General features: G+C 72.1%; 14 protein-coding genes and 1 pseudogene. 11 read left to right on the forward strand and 4 right to left on the reverse strand.

Annotation, left to right across the window (positions count from 1 at the left end; genetic code table 11):
* Nucleotides 1-45: 45 nt before the first annotated feature.
* The 5 genes and pseudogenes from dnaK to IF30_RS0105900 all read left to right on the forward strand — a co-directional run bounded on the left by dnaK (nt 46) and on the right by IF30_RS0105900 (nt 5,267).
* Nucleotides 46-1,550, forward strand: a pseudogene (dnaK, locus tag IF30_RS41010) (molecular chaperone DnaK).
* Nucleotides 1,547-2,170: a nucleotide exchange factor GrpE gene (gene grpE, locus IF30_RS0105885; protein ID WP_030232911.1), complete on the forward strand. Its 624-nt coding sequence runs from the start codon at nt 1,547-1,549 to the stop codon at nt 2,168-2,170. Before dnaK ends, grpE begins: the two are co-directional and overlap by 4 nt.
* A gap of 224 nt (nt 2,171-2,394) precedes the next feature.
* Nucleotides 2,395-3,555, forward strand: a complete 1,161-nt coding sequence (dnaJ, locus tag IF30_RS0105890; protein WP_030232914.1) for a molecular chaperone DnaJ — start codon at nt 2,395-2,397, stop codon at nt 3,553-3,555.
* Between the two features lie 7 nt (nt 3,556-3,562).
* On the forward strand, nt 3,563-4,093 hold the full coding sequence (locus tag IF30_RS0105895; protein ID WP_324605612.1) for a heat shock protein transcriptional repressor HspR: 531 nt from the start codon (nt 3,563-3,565) through the stop codon (nt 4,091-4,093).
* A 184-nt stretch (nt 4,094-4,277) separates the two neighbouring features.
* On the forward strand, nt 4,278-5,267 hold the full coding sequence (locus IF30_RS0105900) for a helix-turn-helix domain-containing protein (protein WP_030232920.1): 990 nt from the start codon (nt 4,278-4,280) through the stop codon (nt 5,265-5,267).
* A gap of 156 nt (nt 5,268-5,423) precedes the next feature.
* On the opposite strand, the gene IF30_RS0105905 is transcribed toward IF30_RS0105900, so the two are convergent.
* Entirely contained in the window at nt 5,424-5,582 is a 159-nt protein-coding gene (locus IF30_RS0105905) for a hypothetical protein (RefSeq protein WP_158834778.1), read from the reverse strand.
* Between the two features lie 331 nt (nt 5,583-5,913).
* Between IF30_RS0105905 and IF30_RS43240 the strand changes: the two genes are divergently transcribed.
* A complete protein-coding gene (locus tag IF30_RS43240; protein WP_051709310.1) occupies nt 5,914-6,531 on the forward strand; it encodes a hypothetical protein in 618 nt (205 codons plus the stop codon).
* A 130-nt stretch (nt 6,532-6,661) separates the two neighbouring features.
* Here IF30_RS43240 and IF30_RS50530 read toward each other — a convergent pair whose 3' ends face one another.
* The gene (locus tag IF30_RS50530; RefSeq protein ID WP_030232928.1) at nt 6,662-7,654 is read right to left on the reverse strand and encodes a LuxR C-terminal-related transcriptional regulator; all 993 of its coding nucleotides are present in this window, start codon (nt 7,652-7,654) and stop codon (nt 6,662-6,664) included.
* Between the two features lie 606 nt (nt 7,655-8,260).
* Entirely contained in the window at nt 8,261-9,376 is a 1,116-nt protein-coding gene (locus tag IF30_RS0105920; protein ID WP_030232931.1) for a TDT family transporter, read from the reverse strand.
* A 71-nt stretch (nt 9,377-9,447) separates the two neighbouring features.
* On the opposite strand from IF30_RS0105920, the gene IF30_RS0105925 reads away from it, so the two are divergent.
* Together IF30_RS0105925 and clpB are read left to right on the forward strand one after the other, a co-directional pair.
* Complete coding sequence (locus IF30_RS0105925; protein WP_051709312.1) at nt 9,448-10,404, forward strand: LysR family transcriptional regulator; 957 nt, start codon at nt 9,448-9,450, stop codon at nt 10,402-10,404.
* A gap of 266 nt (nt 10,405-10,670) precedes the next feature.
* Entirely contained in the window at nt 10,671-13,292 is a 2,622-nt protein-coding gene (gene clpB, locus IF30_RS0105930; protein ID WP_030232937.1) for an ATP-dependent chaperone ClpB, read from the forward strand.
* 158 nt (nt 13,293-13,450) lie between these two features.
* Here clpB and IF30_RS0105935 read toward each other — a convergent pair whose 3' ends face one another.
* The gene (locus IF30_RS0105935; RefSeq protein WP_158834781.1) at nt 13,451-13,780 is read right to left on the reverse strand and encodes a helix-turn-helix domain-containing protein; all 330 of its coding nucleotides are present in this window, start codon (nt 13,778-13,780) and stop codon (nt 13,451-13,453) included.
* A 378-nt stretch (nt 13,781-14,158) separates the two neighbouring features.
* Between IF30_RS0105935 and IF30_RS0105940 the strand changes: the two genes are divergently transcribed.
* The 3 genes from IF30_RS0105940 (at nt 14,159) to IF30_RS0105950 (ending at nt 15,715) form a co-directional block, all read left to right on the forward strand.
* Complete coding sequence (locus tag IF30_RS0105940) at nt 14,159-14,722, forward strand: YbjN domain-containing protein (protein WP_030232943.1); 564 nt, start codon at nt 14,159-14,161, stop codon at nt 14,720-14,722.
* A gap of 274 nt (nt 14,723-14,996) precedes the next feature.
* Nucleotides 14,997-15,155, forward strand: coding sequence for a hypothetical protein (locus IF30_RS47530; RefSeq protein ID WP_158834784.1), 159 nt, complete (start codon nt 14,997-14,999; stop codon nt 15,153-15,155).
* On the forward strand, nt 15,152-15,715 hold the full coding sequence (locus tag IF30_RS0105950; RefSeq protein ID WP_030232946.1) for a hypothetical protein: 564 nt from the start codon (nt 15,152-15,154) through the stop codon (nt 15,713-15,715). Before IF30_RS47530 ends, IF30_RS0105950 begins: the two co-directional genes overlap by 4 nt.
* The last annotated feature ends 66 nt before the right edge of the window (nt 15,716-15,781 follow it).

Raw genomic sequence — 15,781 nt, forward strand, 5'->3', positions numbered from 1 at the left:
ATCCTTGAGCCTGTAAAGCTCAACTCTTCCGTGGAGGTATTTACGATGGCACGCGCGGTCGGCATCGACCTCGGCACGACGAACTCGGTCGTCAGCGTTCTGGAGGGTGGCGAGCCCACCGTCATCACGAACGCCGAGGGCGCTCGGACCACGCCGTCCGTCGTCGCCTTCGCCAAGAACGGCGAGGTCCTGGTCGGCGAGGTGGCGAAGCGGCAGGCGGTCACCAACGTCGACCGCACCATCCGCTCGGTCAAGCGCCACATGGGCACCGGGTGGAAGATCAACCTGGACGGCAAGGACTTCAACCCCCAGCAGATCAGCGCCTTCATCCTGCAGAAGCTGAAGCGGGACGCCGAGGCGTACCTGGGCGAGACCGTCACCGACGCCGTCATCACCGTCCCGGCGTACTTCTCGGACTCCGAGCGCCAGGCCACCAAGGAGGCCGGTGAGATCGCGGGCCTCAACGTCCTGCGCATCGTCAACGAGCCGACCGCGGCCGCCCTGGCGTACGGCCTCGACAAGGACGACCAGACCATCCTGGTCTTCGACCTCGGCGGCGGCACCTTCGACGTCTCCCTGCTGGAGATCGGCGACGGGGTCGTCGAGGTGAAGGCCACCAACGGTGACAACCACCTCGGCGGTGACGACTGGGACCAGAAGGTCGTCGACCACCTGGTCAAGACCTTCCAGAGCGGCCACGGCGTCGACCTGTCCAAGGACAAGATGGCCCTGCAGCGTCTGCGCGAGGCCGCCGAGAAGGCCAAGATCGAGCTGTCCTCGTCCTCCGAGACCTCGATCAACCTGCCGTACATCACGGCCTCCGCCGAGGGCCCGCTGCACCTGGACGAGAAGCTCACCCGGGCCCAGTTCCAGCAGCTGACCGCCGACCTGCTGGAGCGCTGCAAGATCCCGTTCCACAACGTGATCAAGGACGCCGGCATCTCGCTCTCCGAGATCGACCACGTCGTCCTCGTCGGCGGCTCGACCCGCATGCCGGCCGTCGCCGAGCTCGTCCGCGAGCTGACCGGCGGCAAGGACGCCAACAAGGGCGTCAACCCGGACGAGGTCGTCGCCATCGGTGCCTCGCTCCAGGCCGGTGTCCTCAAGGGCGAGGTCAAGGACGTCCTGCTGCTCGACGTCACCCCGCTGTCCCTCGGCATCGAGACCAAGGGCGGCATCATGACCAAGCTGATCGAGCGCAACACCACGATCCCGACCAAGCGCTCCGAGATCTTCACCACGGCCGAGGACAACCAGCCGTCCGTGCAGATCCAGGTCTACCAGGGCGAGCGCGAGATCGCCGCGTACAACAAGAAGCTCGGGATGTTCGAGCTGACCGGCCTGCCGCCGGCGCCGCGCGGCCTGCCGCAGATCGAGGTCACCTTCGACATCAGAAGGTGTCCACCACCGCGCAGAAGCTCGGCCAGGCGCTGTACGCCGACGCCGCCGGCGGCGCCGCGGCCGGCGACTCCGCCCAGGCCAAGGCCGACGACGACGTCGTCGACGCCGAGATCGTGGACGACGAGAAGCCCAAGGGCGGTGCCGCATGACGGAGAAGCCGCAGGGCGGCAAGCCCGGCGACGACGCCGGCGCCGAGGAGGCCGTGATCAAGGCCGCCGAGGAGGCCGCGGCGGCCGGCGCCGAGGAGGGCTCCCCCGAGGAGCTCGCCACCGCCAAGCGCGAGCTGGCCGAGCGCACCGCCGACCTGCAGCGTCTGCAGGCCGAGTACCAGAACTACCGCAAGCGGGTCGAGCGCGACCGGCTGACCGTCCGCGAGATCGCGGTCTCCAACATCCTGGAGTCCCTGATCCCGGTCCTGGACGACATCGGCCGCGCCCGCGAGCACGGCGAGGTGACGGGCGGCTTCAAGTCCGTCGCCGAGTCCCTGGAGACGGTCGTCGCCAAGCTGGGCCTGCAGCAGTTCGGCAAGGAGGGCGAGCCCTTCGACCCGACCATGCACGAGGCGCTGATGCACAGCTACTCGTCGGACGTCACCGAGGACACCTGCGTGCAGGTCCTCCAGCCCGGCTACCGGATCGGCGAGCGGATCATCCGCCCGGCGATGGTCGCCGTCGCGGAGCCCCAGCCGGGCACCCAGACGGCCCCGGGCCCGGACTCCGACGCGAAGCCCGGCGACGCGGACAAGTCCGACGGTGGCTCGGACAGCTGACAACCTGTGACAGCTGACCACCAGTGCGCTGCGGAGTCGTACGCCGGCCAGTACGGCGGCCGGCTCCGCAGCGCGTTGTCAACAGCCGTGTTCCCAACCGGTGTTGACAGCTCTGTGACGATGGACATCGGGAGGTGGCGGGGAGCCGTGAGCGAGCGCAGCGAGCGAACCATTCAGGGGCGCGTGGACCGCTCAGCGGCTGCCGGGCGCAGCGAGGTGAACGCATGAGTGGCAAGGACTACGTGGAGAAGGACTACTACAAGGTCCTCGGCGTGCCCAAGGACGTCACCGCCGCCGAGATCAAGAAGACCTACCGCAAGCTGGCGCGCGAGTTCCACCCGGACGCCAACAAGGGCGACGCGAAGGCCGAGGAGCGGTTCAAGGACATCTCCGAGGCGTACGACGTCCTGTCCGACGAGAAGCGCCGCAAGGAGTACGACGAGGCCCGCAGCCTCTTCGCCAACGGCGGCTTCCGGGCCGGCGGCGGCCCCGGCGGCGCCGGCAGCTACAGCTTCGACTTCGGCGACCTCTTCAGCGGCACCCAGGGCGGCGCCGGCGGCAGCGGCGGGCTCGGTGACGTCTTCGGCGGCCTCTTCAACCGCGGTACCCGCCAGGCCCAGCCCCGGCGCGGCGCCGACGTCGAGACCGAGGTGACGCTCTCCTTCGAGGAGGCGGTGGACGGCGCGACCGTCCCGCTGCGGATGACCAGCCAGGCCCCCTGCCGCACCTGCAACGGCACCGGCGCCAAGGCCGGCACCACCCCGCGGGTCTGCCCGACCTGCGTCGGCGCGGGCACCGTCAGCCGCGGCCAGGGCGCCTTCGCGCTCTCCGAGCCGTGCAAGGACTGCCGCGGCCGGGGCATGATCGTCGACGACCCGTGCGTCGACTGCCACGGCAGCGGCCGGGCCAGCTCCGCCCGCACCATGCAGGTCCGCATCCCGGCCGGCGTCCAGGCCGACCAGCGCATCCGGCTCAAGGGCAAGGGCGCCCAGGGCGAACGCGGCGGCCAGCCCGGCGACCTGTACGTCACCGTGCACGTCGACCCGCACCCCGTCTTCGGACGCAAGGGCGACAACCTCACGGTCACCGTCCCGGTCACCTTCCCCGAGGCGGCACTCGGTGCCACCATCGAGGTGCCCACGCTCGGCGGTCCCGCCGTGAAGCTCAAGCTGCCCCCGGGCAGCGCCAACGGCCTCACCATGCGCGCCCGCGGCAAGGGCGCCACCCGCAAGGACGGCACCCGCGGCGACCTCCTGGTCACCGTCGAGGTCACCGTGCCCCAGCACGTCACCGGCGACGCGCTGGACGCCCTGGAGCAGTACCGCGAGGCCACCGCCTCCGACGATCCGCGAGCAGCCCTCTTCCGGGCGGCGAAGGGAGCGTGACGACCAGATGTCCCCGATGAATCCGATCAACCCCGACGGCCCGATCGGACCCGGCATCGGTGACGGCCTGCCCGGCGACGCCGGCCGCCGCACCCGCCGGACCCCCTCGGGCCCGCCGACGTACGTCCTCACCGAGGACACCCCGGTGTACGTCATCTCGGTGGCCGCCGAACTGTCCGGGCTGCACCCGCAGACCCTGCGCCAGTACGACCGCCTCGGCCTGGTCTGCCCCGACCGCACCGCCGGCCGCGGCCGCCGCTACTCCGCCCGCGACATCCAGCAGCTGCGGGACGTCCAGCGGCTCTCCCAGGACGAGGGCATCAACCTGGCGGGCATCAAGCGGATCATCGAGCTGGAGAACCAGGTCACCGCCCTCCAGGCCCGCATCGCGGAACTGGCCGACTCCCTCGAAGGCGCCGCCACCGCCCTCCAGCAGCGCGAGGCGGCCGTCCACGCCTCCTACCGCCGCGACCTCGTCCCGTACCAGCCCCCCACGCCGCAGTCCAGCGCCCTCGTCGTCTGGCGCCCGAAACGCTGACCGCAGCCGCACGGACACCGCCGCCGGCCCCCTCCTGTTCGGGGGGTGCCGGCGGTAGCGCGTTGGTGAGAGAGTGCGGTCACATTCCCTCTCCGGGGGGCACACCGGATCTGGCATGCTGACCTCGATTCAGCGTCAATGCTGACTGGGACGCAGGTATCACGGCAACGGCAAGGAGTCGCGGATGAGTGAACGAGAGCAGCCCCTTGCCGCCGGCTCTACCGTCGTCTCGAACGAAGCAAGAGAGCTGTATCTCGCCGTCATCCGAGGAGACGGCAAGCTGCCGTTGGGGTCCAATGCCGACCAGGACGTTCCTGCCCGGGACGAGCTGGTGCGGATTGGCCTTCTCGTGCCCGACAGCGACGATCCGACCATTTTCATAGCCGCCGACCCCACGCAGCTCTCGACCAGCCTCAGTCATTCGTGGCAGCGCCAGGCATTGGAGCTCCTGTCGCGCGCGGTGTCCCTGCCGTCGGAACTGCAGGAGCTCGCGCGGGAATTCCACACCCCGAAGCACCACGGCGGGTCGATCGAGTACGTGCAGGGGAAGGCGCTGATTCGTCAGCGGCTGGAGCAGTTCAGGGAATCCGGGCTGGAGGAGGCCTTGGCGCTCCAGCCCGGCGGCCCCCGGCAACCGGACCTTCTCGCCGGAATGATCGAGCAGGACCTGGAAACGCTGCGCAGCGGCACGAAGATGCGCACGATCTACCACGCCAGCACCCGGTACCACCAGCCGACCAGGGATTACGTGGCCACGCTCGCCCGGGCCGGCGGCCAGTACCGCACCCTTGACGAGCCCTACACGCGGCTCATAGTGATGAATCGACGCGTCGCCGTGATCCCGATCGCCGACGACATGAGCCTCGCCGCCTTCATCTACGATCCGGCGGTCGTCAACTACCTCGCCGAAGAGGTCTTCGAGCGGTGCTGGAGCCGGGCGCTGGAGTTCGAGGGTGCCCGTACGGTGCCGCAGCAGGTGGTCTCGCGCCTGCGCCAGACGATCATCGACCAGATGCTCGAGGGCACCAGCCACCGGGTCATCGCGCGGCGACTGGGGATCAGCGAACGGACGCTCGCGAGACACATAGCCGAGATGCGGGACGACTACAAGGTCGACTCGCTGTTCCAGCTCGGTTACGTGCTCGGCCGAAAGGCGCACGAATCCACCGACTGACCGGCCGGTCCGTTCCGGTCGGCGCGGTGGGCGGGATATTCGGAATTCCGGCGGCCGACATTCCGGCGGGCAGGTTTCCGGGCCGTCGGCATTCCGGCAGGCAGGATTCCGGCGGGCAGCATTCCGGCGGCCGGCCGGGCGCTCACACGGCCGGGATCACTGCCACGAGATATCGTCCGCAACGGTCACAGCAGCCCGGGTGGCGATCGCGCCGTGCGAGTCGGCAGCATCCGCGAGAGAACCGGCGCCGAGCACAGCGGCAGCAACGGCCAACGTAAGTACGACCTTGCGGACAAACCGGCGCATGTCAGTCATGCCCCCACTCTCTGTGTCGAGAATCGCCATCTAGAAGCGTCGAACAGGATAACGGCTCCCCCGTTAGTGCGCGAGAGGGATGCCGTCACCCCTCGGCCCACGGGCCGCGTCATCTCCCTGCCAGGCATCCAGATGACACCGGCCAACCCTGGACGCGATGCCGCCCCGCGATGGACGATCAGTTCGCTCCCGATGGTCCGGCAAGGCGCCACACCTTGCCAATGTACCGTCAAATACTAAGCCGTTCCCAGCGGCCTCACCACACGGAGCAGCTCACATCCAACGCATCGCCGACGCTCACTCCCCCGGTCGGCCTTTCCCCGGAGTCGACATGACCGAGCCCTACCTGCGTCACCACGACAGCCAGGCCCCTGAGGGTCGGCGTGCACGTGTGTTCCTGGCCGCGCCGCTGATGCGGCTGACCGGGCCGGCGGACAGTGTGGTGACGCTCGCCAGCCGGACGCGGCTGACCACCCTCCGCACCACCCTGCTCCGCAGCGGTGCCGCCGTGTACAGCGCGCACCACAGCGACGCCTGGACCATCTCCGGCCGCGCTCCGGAGCCCCGCGTTCCGTCCGACTTCCGCGCCCTGCAGTCCGCGGACCTCGTGTTCGCCTACGTGGGAGCGCCGCTCTCGGCCGGCGTCAGCCTGGAGCTGGGGTGGGCGTCGGCGCTGCGGAAGCCGATCGTCCTGCTCGTCGACGAGGCCATCACCCACAACCCGCTGATCGCCACCATCGAGCAGGTCGCCCCCGTCCTGCCGCTGGTCTTCGACGACACCTGGTCGCAGGAGGCCCTCAACCACACGGTGGAGACCGCACTCGACTGGGCCGGCATGGCGCTGTCCCTGCGCGAGGGCTTCTGGACCGCCCCCGGCGAGCAGTTCAACGTCCCCCGGCAGCAGCCCCCGGTCCCCGGCTACTGGCCGACCGGCGCCGCCACCGGCTGACCATCGCCCACCCGCCGGACTCCCCGTCCGCGCTCCCCGCATCCGCGGACCCGGTCGGAACGGCGCCTCGTCCTCCGGGGGCAGGCCGGCGATCCCGGTGAGCCCGCCCTCCCGTTCGGCGGGGCCGGGCTCACCGGTCATCGCGGGCGCCCCTCATCAGCCAGCCCAGCTGGAAGAGGGTCTGGGCGCCGTAGCGGTCGCGCAGGCGGGCGATGTGGGCGGCGACGGTGCGTTCGCTCAGGCCGAGGCGGGTGGCGACGGCGCGCTGGGTGAGGCCGCGGGCGAGGAGGCGGCCGACCCGGTCGGGGACGGTGCGGGCGGGGCCCTGGCCGAGGACGGCGGCTTCCGCGGTGTCGGCGCGTGCCCAGTCGCGTTCGAAGGTGCCGACCAGGAAGGCGATGGTGGCGGGGTCGCTGATGAAGGCGGCGGTGCCGTTGTCGTCGCTGGCGGAGATCACGGCGACGGAGCGGTCGAAGACGATCAGCCGTTGGAAGGGTTCGTCGAGGACGCGGATGAGGGAGCCGTGCCGGGTGACTTCCTCGGCGTAGGCGAGGGCCGGCGGGTCGGCGAGGGCGACCGGCTGGTAGATGGTCCGCAGGGAGCAGCCGCGCTGCAGGAGTTGGACGTCCTGGAGGAGGGCGACCTGCAGGGTGTCCGCGGGGCGGTGGCCGGGTTGGGCGGTGAGGACCTCGGAGCGGCAGTCGGAGACCAGTTGGGAGATCCGCTGGCGGATGTGGACGTGGCCTTCGACGTGGACGGCGCCGCCGGCCCGGCCGGAGGGGCGGGGCATCGCGTCGTAGGCGCGGGTGAGGCCGTCGAGGGCGCCGGGCAGGCTCTCGGCGCGGACCAGCAGCCGGGTGGCTTCGCTGCGCAGTTCGGCGCCGAGGCGGTCGCTGACCGAGCGGGGGCTGACGGCGGTGTAGCAGCGGTCCATCCGGTTGACCATCAACAGACCGAGGTCGACGAGTTGTCGGAGCGCGCCCTGGTCGATGTCCGTGCTGGTGGCGCAGGGGATGCGGCCGCCTTCGGCGATGATCGCCAGGTACAGCTGCCGGGCGGCCTCGTCGGGTTCCTCGCCCACGGGGCCCGCGTGCTGCGGCGCGACCGCCGGTTCCGCCGTCACGTCGCCATCTCCCCTACCGGACGCGTCTCCCCTGCTGCTGCCTGCCCCGCACTCCCCGCCGGGCGGCCTCACGGTACCGCGTGCCGTACGGCGTGGTCATGCGGATCGATCGGCGGTCAGGGCACCTGGTGGGACGGCGGCCCCGGGCCCGGGTGCCGTCGCACTCCGGGTGGTCCGGGGCCGCCGTCCGTACGCCAATGCCACGGCGCTTCCGTCGAGGCGGAGCAGCAACGCCTCGACGGCTCCGGATCCGGGGCCATCACCACACATGGTCCTCCGGCCGGTGCTCTTCCCCCCCGTTCCACAGCTGCGGGTTGACGCGGCCACGGTCAGTTGAAGAGCAAGTCGCCACCGTAGGGCTGCGGTTGCCCGGACGACTTGGCGTGTCTCCACCCTCACAGCGTGCACGGCCGGTGGACAAGTGCCGCCCGAGTGCAGGTTCGCGCAATTGCAGCAACCTGCAGGCGGGTCCGGACCGGCGGCGCGGGCGGCGGCCCGGGTTCCGGCAAAGGCCGAGGCAGGTGGTGGGTACTGGCGGCTTCCGGCGGTTCCGCCGATCGGCTGTGCACGGTCGGTCCGCCGGTGCGCGTTCCTGCAACGGCGGGCTCAGCGCGCCAGCAGCCGCCCGCGCGCCAGGCCGGCGGCCGTCCCGCCCGCCGCGAGCACCCAGGCGACCGCCAGCAGGACGAACAGCCCCGCGGCCAGCGCGGTGAAGCCCCCGAACCCCGTGTGCCGGGCGAGGGCGGACGCGCCGGTGACGCAGGTGCCGATCGGGAACGTGTACGCCCACCAGGTCATCGCGAACGGCATCCCGGCCCGCCGGGCGCGCAGGTTGGCGGCGAGCGCGACGGCCAGCCAGAGCACGGCGACGCCGATCACCGCGATGCCGTACAGCTCGGCGAGGTCGAGCATGGCCGGCGCCAGCGCGGGCAGCACCGGGCGGGCGGCGTCGGCGAGCTGGTGCACGGCGGTGACGGACTGGCCGAGCGGCCCGAGCACCAGGAACAGCGAAGGGGTGAGCGCCAGGGCGGGCAGCTTGCTGTGCAACAGCCCGGTGAACACCACCGGCAGCAGCACCAGGGTGGCCGGCAGGCCGATCCCGAACAGCCCGCAGCAGGCGTACAGCATGGCCTGCTGCGCCGCCCCGGCCGGCAGGTGCGGGACCAGCGCCGGGCCGCAGGCGGACGCGACCAGCGGGGCGACCACCGGCAGCAGCCAGGTCGGGTTGGCCTCCAGGGCGGACACCGGGTGCCGGGTGATCATCAGGTACGGGATGCCGCCGGCGACGGCCAGCGCGTACAGGGTGCCGACGCTCCACAGCACCGCGTCCACGGCGACCGCCGGGCCGGTGCCGATGACCCGCGAACCGAGCAGCAGGGTGCCGAGGCCGACCGCCAGCATCGCCATCGGCGGGCAGCCGTAGAACACCGCGGTCGCCGGGGTGTCCAGCAACTGGGCGCGGGCGGCCTCGCGGTGCCGGGTGAGGTGGACCAGCCGGGCCGCCCCCAGCACCAGCAGGGCGGCCAGGCCGAGCGCCCACATCACCTCGCCGAAGCCGATCAGCCCGGGCAGCCGTACGGGCAGGACCGCGGCGCCGTTGCCCAGGATCGCGGTGCCCATCACGGCGGCGTACCAGTTGGGGCCGAGCTGGGAGAGGTCGTACCGCGAACGGCGGGCGACGGCTGGGCGGGCGAGCGGGCGGAGGTCGGACACGAGGGACATGCTGCCCACCATCGGTCCGAAGGCCGGCCGCCGGTAGCGCCGTAGATCCTATGGGGGCATAGCCTGGATCTATGGCTCTCTCTCCGCGCGTCCCCGAACTCGGCGCCCTGGAACTGCTGCTCGCGGTGGCCCGGCTGGGCAGCGTCGGACGGGCGGCGGCCGAGCTCGGCGTCAGCCAGCCGACCGCCAGCGCCCGGATCAAGGGCATGGAACGCCAGATCGGCGTCCCGCTGCTGGACCGCTCCCCCCGGGGCAGCACGCCGACCGAAGCGGGGCGGCTGGTGGTCGAGTGGGCCCGGCAGGTGGTGGAGGCGGCCCAGGCGCTCGACGCCGGGATCGACGCGCTGCGCGGACGCCGGGACGCCAAACTGCGCGTGGTCGCCAGCCTGACCGTCGCCGAGTACCTGATGCCGGGCTGGCTGCTGGGGCTCTCCGCGGCCAGCCCGGGCACGGCGGTGACCCTGCGGACGGCGAACTCGGCGGAGGTCGCCGGCCACGTCCTGGCCGGCGACGCCGACCTCGGCTTCGTCGAGGGCCCGGCCACCCCGCCCGGGCTGGCCGGCGCGGTGGTGGCGGCGGACCGGCTGGTCGTCGTGGTCGCCCCCGGCCACCCGTGGGCACGCCGCCGCACCCCGCTGACCGGCCCCGAACTGGCGGCCACCCCCCTCGTCCTGCGCGAGCCCGGCTCGGGCACCCGGGAGGTGCTGGAGATGGCACTGCGCCCGCACGGGGGTGCGACCCGGCCCCGGCTCGAACTGGCCTCGTCCACCGCACTGAAGGCGGCGGCGATGACCGGGGCGGGGCCGGTCTGCCTGAGCGAGCTGGCGGTGATGGAGGAACTGGCGACCCGGCGGCTGGTCGAGGTGCCACTGGCGGACGGGCTGGACCTGCGGCGGCCGCTGCGCGCGGTGTGGCCGGCCGGGCAGCGACCGAGCGGACCGGCCCGGGAGCTGCTGGTGCTGACCCGGCGGACGGCCGCCCCGGCCCTGCGGCCCGCGCGAGGGGCGCGACCGGCGCAGTCGGCGTAGTCCGTGTAGTCGGCCGGTCGTCGCGGTCGGCGCGACCGTTGCGGCCGTTGCGGTCGGCGCGGCTGTCGCAGTCGGCGCGGCTGTCGCGGCCGTGGCAGACGGCAGCGGCTGCAGGGCCGGCCAAGCCCCCGACCGACGCGGTGGACCGGACCGGCGAAAAGAAGCCCGGAAAGGGTTGAGTCCCACGGGGTTGAGCGCAGTAGACTCAACTTAGTGCATGCTGTAGGCAGCAGCAGTGAAAAACGACGAGGGAGGACCCCCCAGCAGTGGACGCCAGCAAGTTCACCACCAAGACGCAGGACGCCCTGTCCGCCGCGATCCGGCAGGCGGGCACGGCCGGCAACCCGGACGTCAAGCCGGTGCACATCCTGATCGCCCTGCTGGAGCAGCCCGAGGGCATCGCCCGGCCCCTGCTGGAGGCGGTCGGGGCCGACGTCGCCCGGGTCGGGTCCGAGGCGCGCCGACAGCTCGCCGCGCTGCCCAGCGCGATGGGCTCGACGGTCGCCGCGCCGCAGCTCGCCCGGGACACCCTCGCGGTGCTCACCGAGGCCGGCAAGCGCGCGGACGACCTCGACGACCAGTACGTCTCCACCGAGCACCTGCTGGTCGGCCTGGCCGCCGAGGGCGGGTCCGTCGGCGAGCTGCTGGGGCAGCAGGGCGCGACACCGAAGGCGCTGCTCGCCGCGTTCAAGGACGTCCGCGGCACCGGCCGGGTCACCTCGCCGGACCCGGAGGGCACCTACAAGGCGCTGGAGAAGTACGGCACCGACCTCACCCAGGCCGCCCGGGACGGCAAGCTCGACCCGGTGATCGGCCGCGACCACGAGATCCGCCGGGTCGTCCAGGTGCTCTCCCGCCGCACCAAGAACAACCCGGTGCTGATCGGCGAGCCCGGCGTCGGCAAGACCGCCGTGGTCGAAGGCCTGGCCCAGCGCATCGTCGCCGGGGACGTGCCGGAGTCGCTGCGCGGCAAGCGGCTGGTCTCGCTCGACCTCAGCGCGATGGTCGCGGGCGCCAAGTTCCGCGGCGAGTTCGAGGAACGGCTGAAGGCCGTCCTCAACGACATCAAGGCCTCCGACGGCCAGGTCGTCACCTTCATCGACGAGCTGCACACCATGGTCGGCGCGGGCGCCGGCGGCGACTCCGCGATGGACGCGGGCAACATGCTCAAGCCGATGCTGGCCCGGGGCGAGCTGCGGATGGTCGGCGCCACCACGCTCGACGAGTACCGCGAGCGGATCGAGAAGGACCCGGCGCTGGAGCGCCGCTTCCAGCAGGTGCTGGTGGGCGAGCCCAGCGTCGAGGACTCGATCGCCATCCTGCGCGGCCTCAAGGGCCGGTACGAGGCCCACCACAAGGTGCAGATCTCGGACGCCGCCCTGGTCGCCGCCGCCACCCTGTCCAACCGCTACATCACCTCCCGCTTCCTCCCCGACAAGGCGATCGACCTGGTCGACGAGGCCGCCTCCAGGCTCCGGATGGAGATCGACTCCTCCCCGGTCGAGATCGACGAACTCCAGCGCGCCGTCGACCGGTTGCGGATGGAGGAGCTGGCCCTGGAGAAGGAGTCGGACCCGGCCTCGGTCGACCGGCTGGCCCGGCTGCGGCGCGACCTCGCCGACCGGAACGAGCAGTTGAGCGTGCTGACGGCCCGCTGGGAACAGGAGAAGAAGAGCCTCAACCGGGTCGGCGAACTCAAGGAGCGGCTGGACGACCTGCACGGCGCACTCGAACGCGCTCAGCGCGACGGCGACTTCGAACGGGCGTCCAAGCTGATGTACGCCGAGATCCCGGCCGCCGAGAAGGAGCTCGCCGACGCCCAGGAGCGCGCCGCGACCGCGGACGACGAGTCCGGCCCCGCCTCCCCGTCGATGGTCAAGGAGGAGGTCGGCCCGGATGACGTGGCCGACGTGGTGGCCTCCTGGACGGGCATCCCGGCCGGCCGGCTCCTGGAGGGCGAGAGCGCCAAACTCCTCCGCATGGAAGAGGAGTTGGGCACCCGCCTGATCGGCCAGACGGAGGCCGTGCAGGCCGTCTCCGACGCGGTGCGGCGCACCCGCTCCGGCATCGCCGACCCCGACCGCCCGACCGGATCCTTCCTCTTCCTCGGCCCGACCGGCGTCGGCAAGACCGAACTCGCCAAGGCCCTGGCCGACTTCCTCTTCGACGACGAGCGGGCGATGGTCCGCATCGACATGAGCGAGTATGGCGAGAAGCACTCGGTCTCCCGCCTGGTCGGGGCCCCGCCCGGATACGTCGGCTACGAGGAGGGCGGCCAGCTCACCGAGGCGGTCCGCCGCCGCCCGTACAGCGTGGTGCTGCTGGACGAGGTGGAGAAGGCCCACCCCGAGGTCTTCGACGTCCTGCTCCAGGTGCTGGACGACGGCCGGCTCACCGACGGCCAGGGCCGCACGGTCGACTTCCGCAACGCCATCCTGATCCTCACCTCCAACCTGGGCAGCCAGTTCCTGGTCGACCCGACCACCCCGGAGACGGAGAAGCGGGAGCTCGTGCTGGGCACCGTACGGGCCGCGTTCAAGCCGGAGTTCCTCAACCGGCTGGACGACATCGTGGTCTTCGAACCGCTGGGCACCGCCGAGCTGAGCCGGATCGTCGACCTTCAGGTGGCCCGCCTCGGCGAGCGGCTGAACGAGCGGCGGCTCACCCTGGAGGTCTCCGACGCCGCCCGCGACTGGCTGGCGCTCACCGGATACGACCCGGCGTACGGCGCCCGCCCGCTGCGCCGTCTGGTGCAGTCCGCGATCGGCGACCAGCTGGCCCGGGCGATCCTGTCCGGCGCGGTGCACGACGGGGACACCGTCCTGGTGGACCGGGACGAGCAGGGCGACCACCTCACCGTCCGCGGCCGGGGGCCGCTGGAGAAGTAGCACCGGGCGTCCGGCACCCGGGCCGCTCCCTTCCGCCGACGGAGGGGAGCGGCCCGCGGCGTCTCCGGGTCGCGCGGCGTCTCCGGGTCGCGCCGCGTCTCCGGGTCATGCGGCGTCTCCGGGTCATGCGGCGTCTTGGGGCTGGAGGCGTCGCCCGCTCACGCGGCGTCTCCGGGCTGGGCGGGGCCCCGTTCCGCCTCACGCCACTCGGCCGCGCCCCGCCGCTGCCGCCGCCGCGCCCGGTCCCGCCAGCTGCGCGCCAGCCGGTGCAGCTCGGCCACCTGGGCCTCCGGCAGGCTCCACGCCTGGGTCAGCAGGCGGAGCGTGGAGACCCGCGGGCAGGACACGCCCCGCTCCAGGTCCCGGATCGACCGCACGCTCAGCCCCGTCGCCTCGCCCAGCCGCTCCTGCGTCATCCCCCGGTCCAGCCGCATGCTCCGCAGCAGCGCACCGAGCGATGCGCCCTCCCCCGTCACCGTTGCGTCCACTCCTGTTCCCCCCTCGACTCAGAACAGCTCAACTCGCCCGCACTGGACGGGCTTTGTGTGAAGTGAGTTCCGTCGCACGCTAACCGCATCCGGCCCGCACGGCAGGCGAACCCGCGCGCCGGGCGCGTGACGTGGCTCACTCACGCCCGGTCGCACGGCCCGCACTCCAGCCCCGGACACACTCCGTGACCGCCGCCTACTCGCCCCCCATCGAGTGGACCGGCCGGCGTCTCCGGCCGGCCCCTGGACGGCCCCCGAACGAAGATCGACGCACCCCCGGGCTCCCCTGTGAGCGAAGCCCCGAATGAGGCAGGATGGGAGGTGGAAAGGGCGGCCTCTCATTGCCGGCCACCACGTGCACTGAGGAAGAGGACCCCCATGAGCATCGACCCGTCGTCCATCCCGTCGTTCGGCGTGCCCCAGGGCGGCCAGCCCGGTGGCCAGGGCGGGCAGCCGGCCGGCCCGCCGCCGATCATCGTCCCGGACCAGGGCCTGGTCGCCCAGCTGCTCGACCAGATGCAGCTCAAGCACGTCGTGGACGAGGAAGGCGACCTCACCGCCCCCTGGGAGGGCTTCCGCGTCTACTACATGTTCCGCGGCGAGCAGAAGGAGCTCTTCGCGGTGCGCGCCTTCTACGACCGCGCGTACCCGCTGGAGAAGAAGGGCGAGATCCTCGACCTGATCGACGAGTGGAACCGCGAGACCCTCTGGCCCAAGGTGTACACCCACACCCACGAGGACGGCGTGGTCCGCCTGATCGGCGAGGCCCAGATGATCGTCGGCACCGGCGTCAACCTGGACTACTTCGTGACCACCACCGCCAACTGGACCCAGGCCGCGGTCGGCTTCGAGCAGTGGATGGTCGAGCGCCTGGGCCTCCAGGACGAGATCGAGGGCGAGGACGGCGAAGGCGAGGCCCCCGAGGGCACCGACGAGGCCTGATCCGGCCGCCCCGGCTCCCCCGTGGCACCTCCCGGCACCGTCCGGTACGGCCCGCCCCGCGCTCACGCCGGTGGCGGGCCTTTTCTTGCCCCCGCGCCTGCCTCCGCCTCCGCCCGCCTCCCCCGCCTCCTCCCCGGGCTGCCGCAGGATCGGAGCCACGACGACGCACGGCGAGCCGCAACGGGGATCAGGCCGCTGCTGAACCACCGAGTGGCCGAAAAATGGGGACGCCGGTCGTCGCCGAGATGTCCGCCCCGGCCGGCGCCACCCAGCCTTGCTCACGCTGCGGACCCCGGACTTCCGCCCAGACCTCAGCGAGCTGCGCTGCCCGATCTACCGCGGGAAGCACGACAAGGGCGGCGACTCGCTCACCACCATCGGGAAGATCGTGAGCGGCCCCGGGAACACGATCACCAGGGAGGACCCGAGGTGAAGGCCACGGTATGGCGCACGGCCGTGCCAGGAGTACTGCTGGCGCTCCTGGTCGGCTGGTACGCCTGGCCGGAGCACAAGGAACCCACCGTGCCGGTCGACCAGGCGCAGCACCGGATCGAAGCCGAACTCGCCGATGTCGCAGGGGCCTTCCACCCGGGGCTCCAGTGGGCCGAGGCCAGGTACGAAAGCGACCCCGACCTGACCGGACTCTGCGGGACGTCCGGGTGCAAGAAGACGGGCCGGGCAGAGATGATCGCCAAACAGGTGGCCCGAGTCCGCATCGCCTCTCAGCGAGAGGCCGAGCAGCTCGACATCGTTCAGGCACTCTGGGCAGCGAAGGGGTACCCGGTCCGCCGTGAGGGGTGGTCGCTGGGGGTGAAGGGCTCGGGGTTCGAGCTCTGGTTCGTCTCGGACGGGAGCGGTTGCGCCGAGTTGCAGGTCTCCATGTTCAACGTCACCGACACCAGCGACGACAAGTTCCAGGGCGGGTTCGGCCAGGGACCGCTGAACTACGCCGCCCCGTGCGCGACGGTCGACGACCCTTACTGGTCGCACTGACAGCGCCGGGCACCTTCGGCCCTTGGTCGGCACCAGCCGGCCCCGGCGGCGGGCGGCGGGGGCGGC

Origin of the sequence: Streptomyces sp. NRRL S-350, from assembly GCF_000719705.1 — a bacterium.
Classification (GTDB): Bacteria; Actinomycetota; Actinomycetes; order Streptomycetales; family Streptomycetaceae; genus Kitasatospora.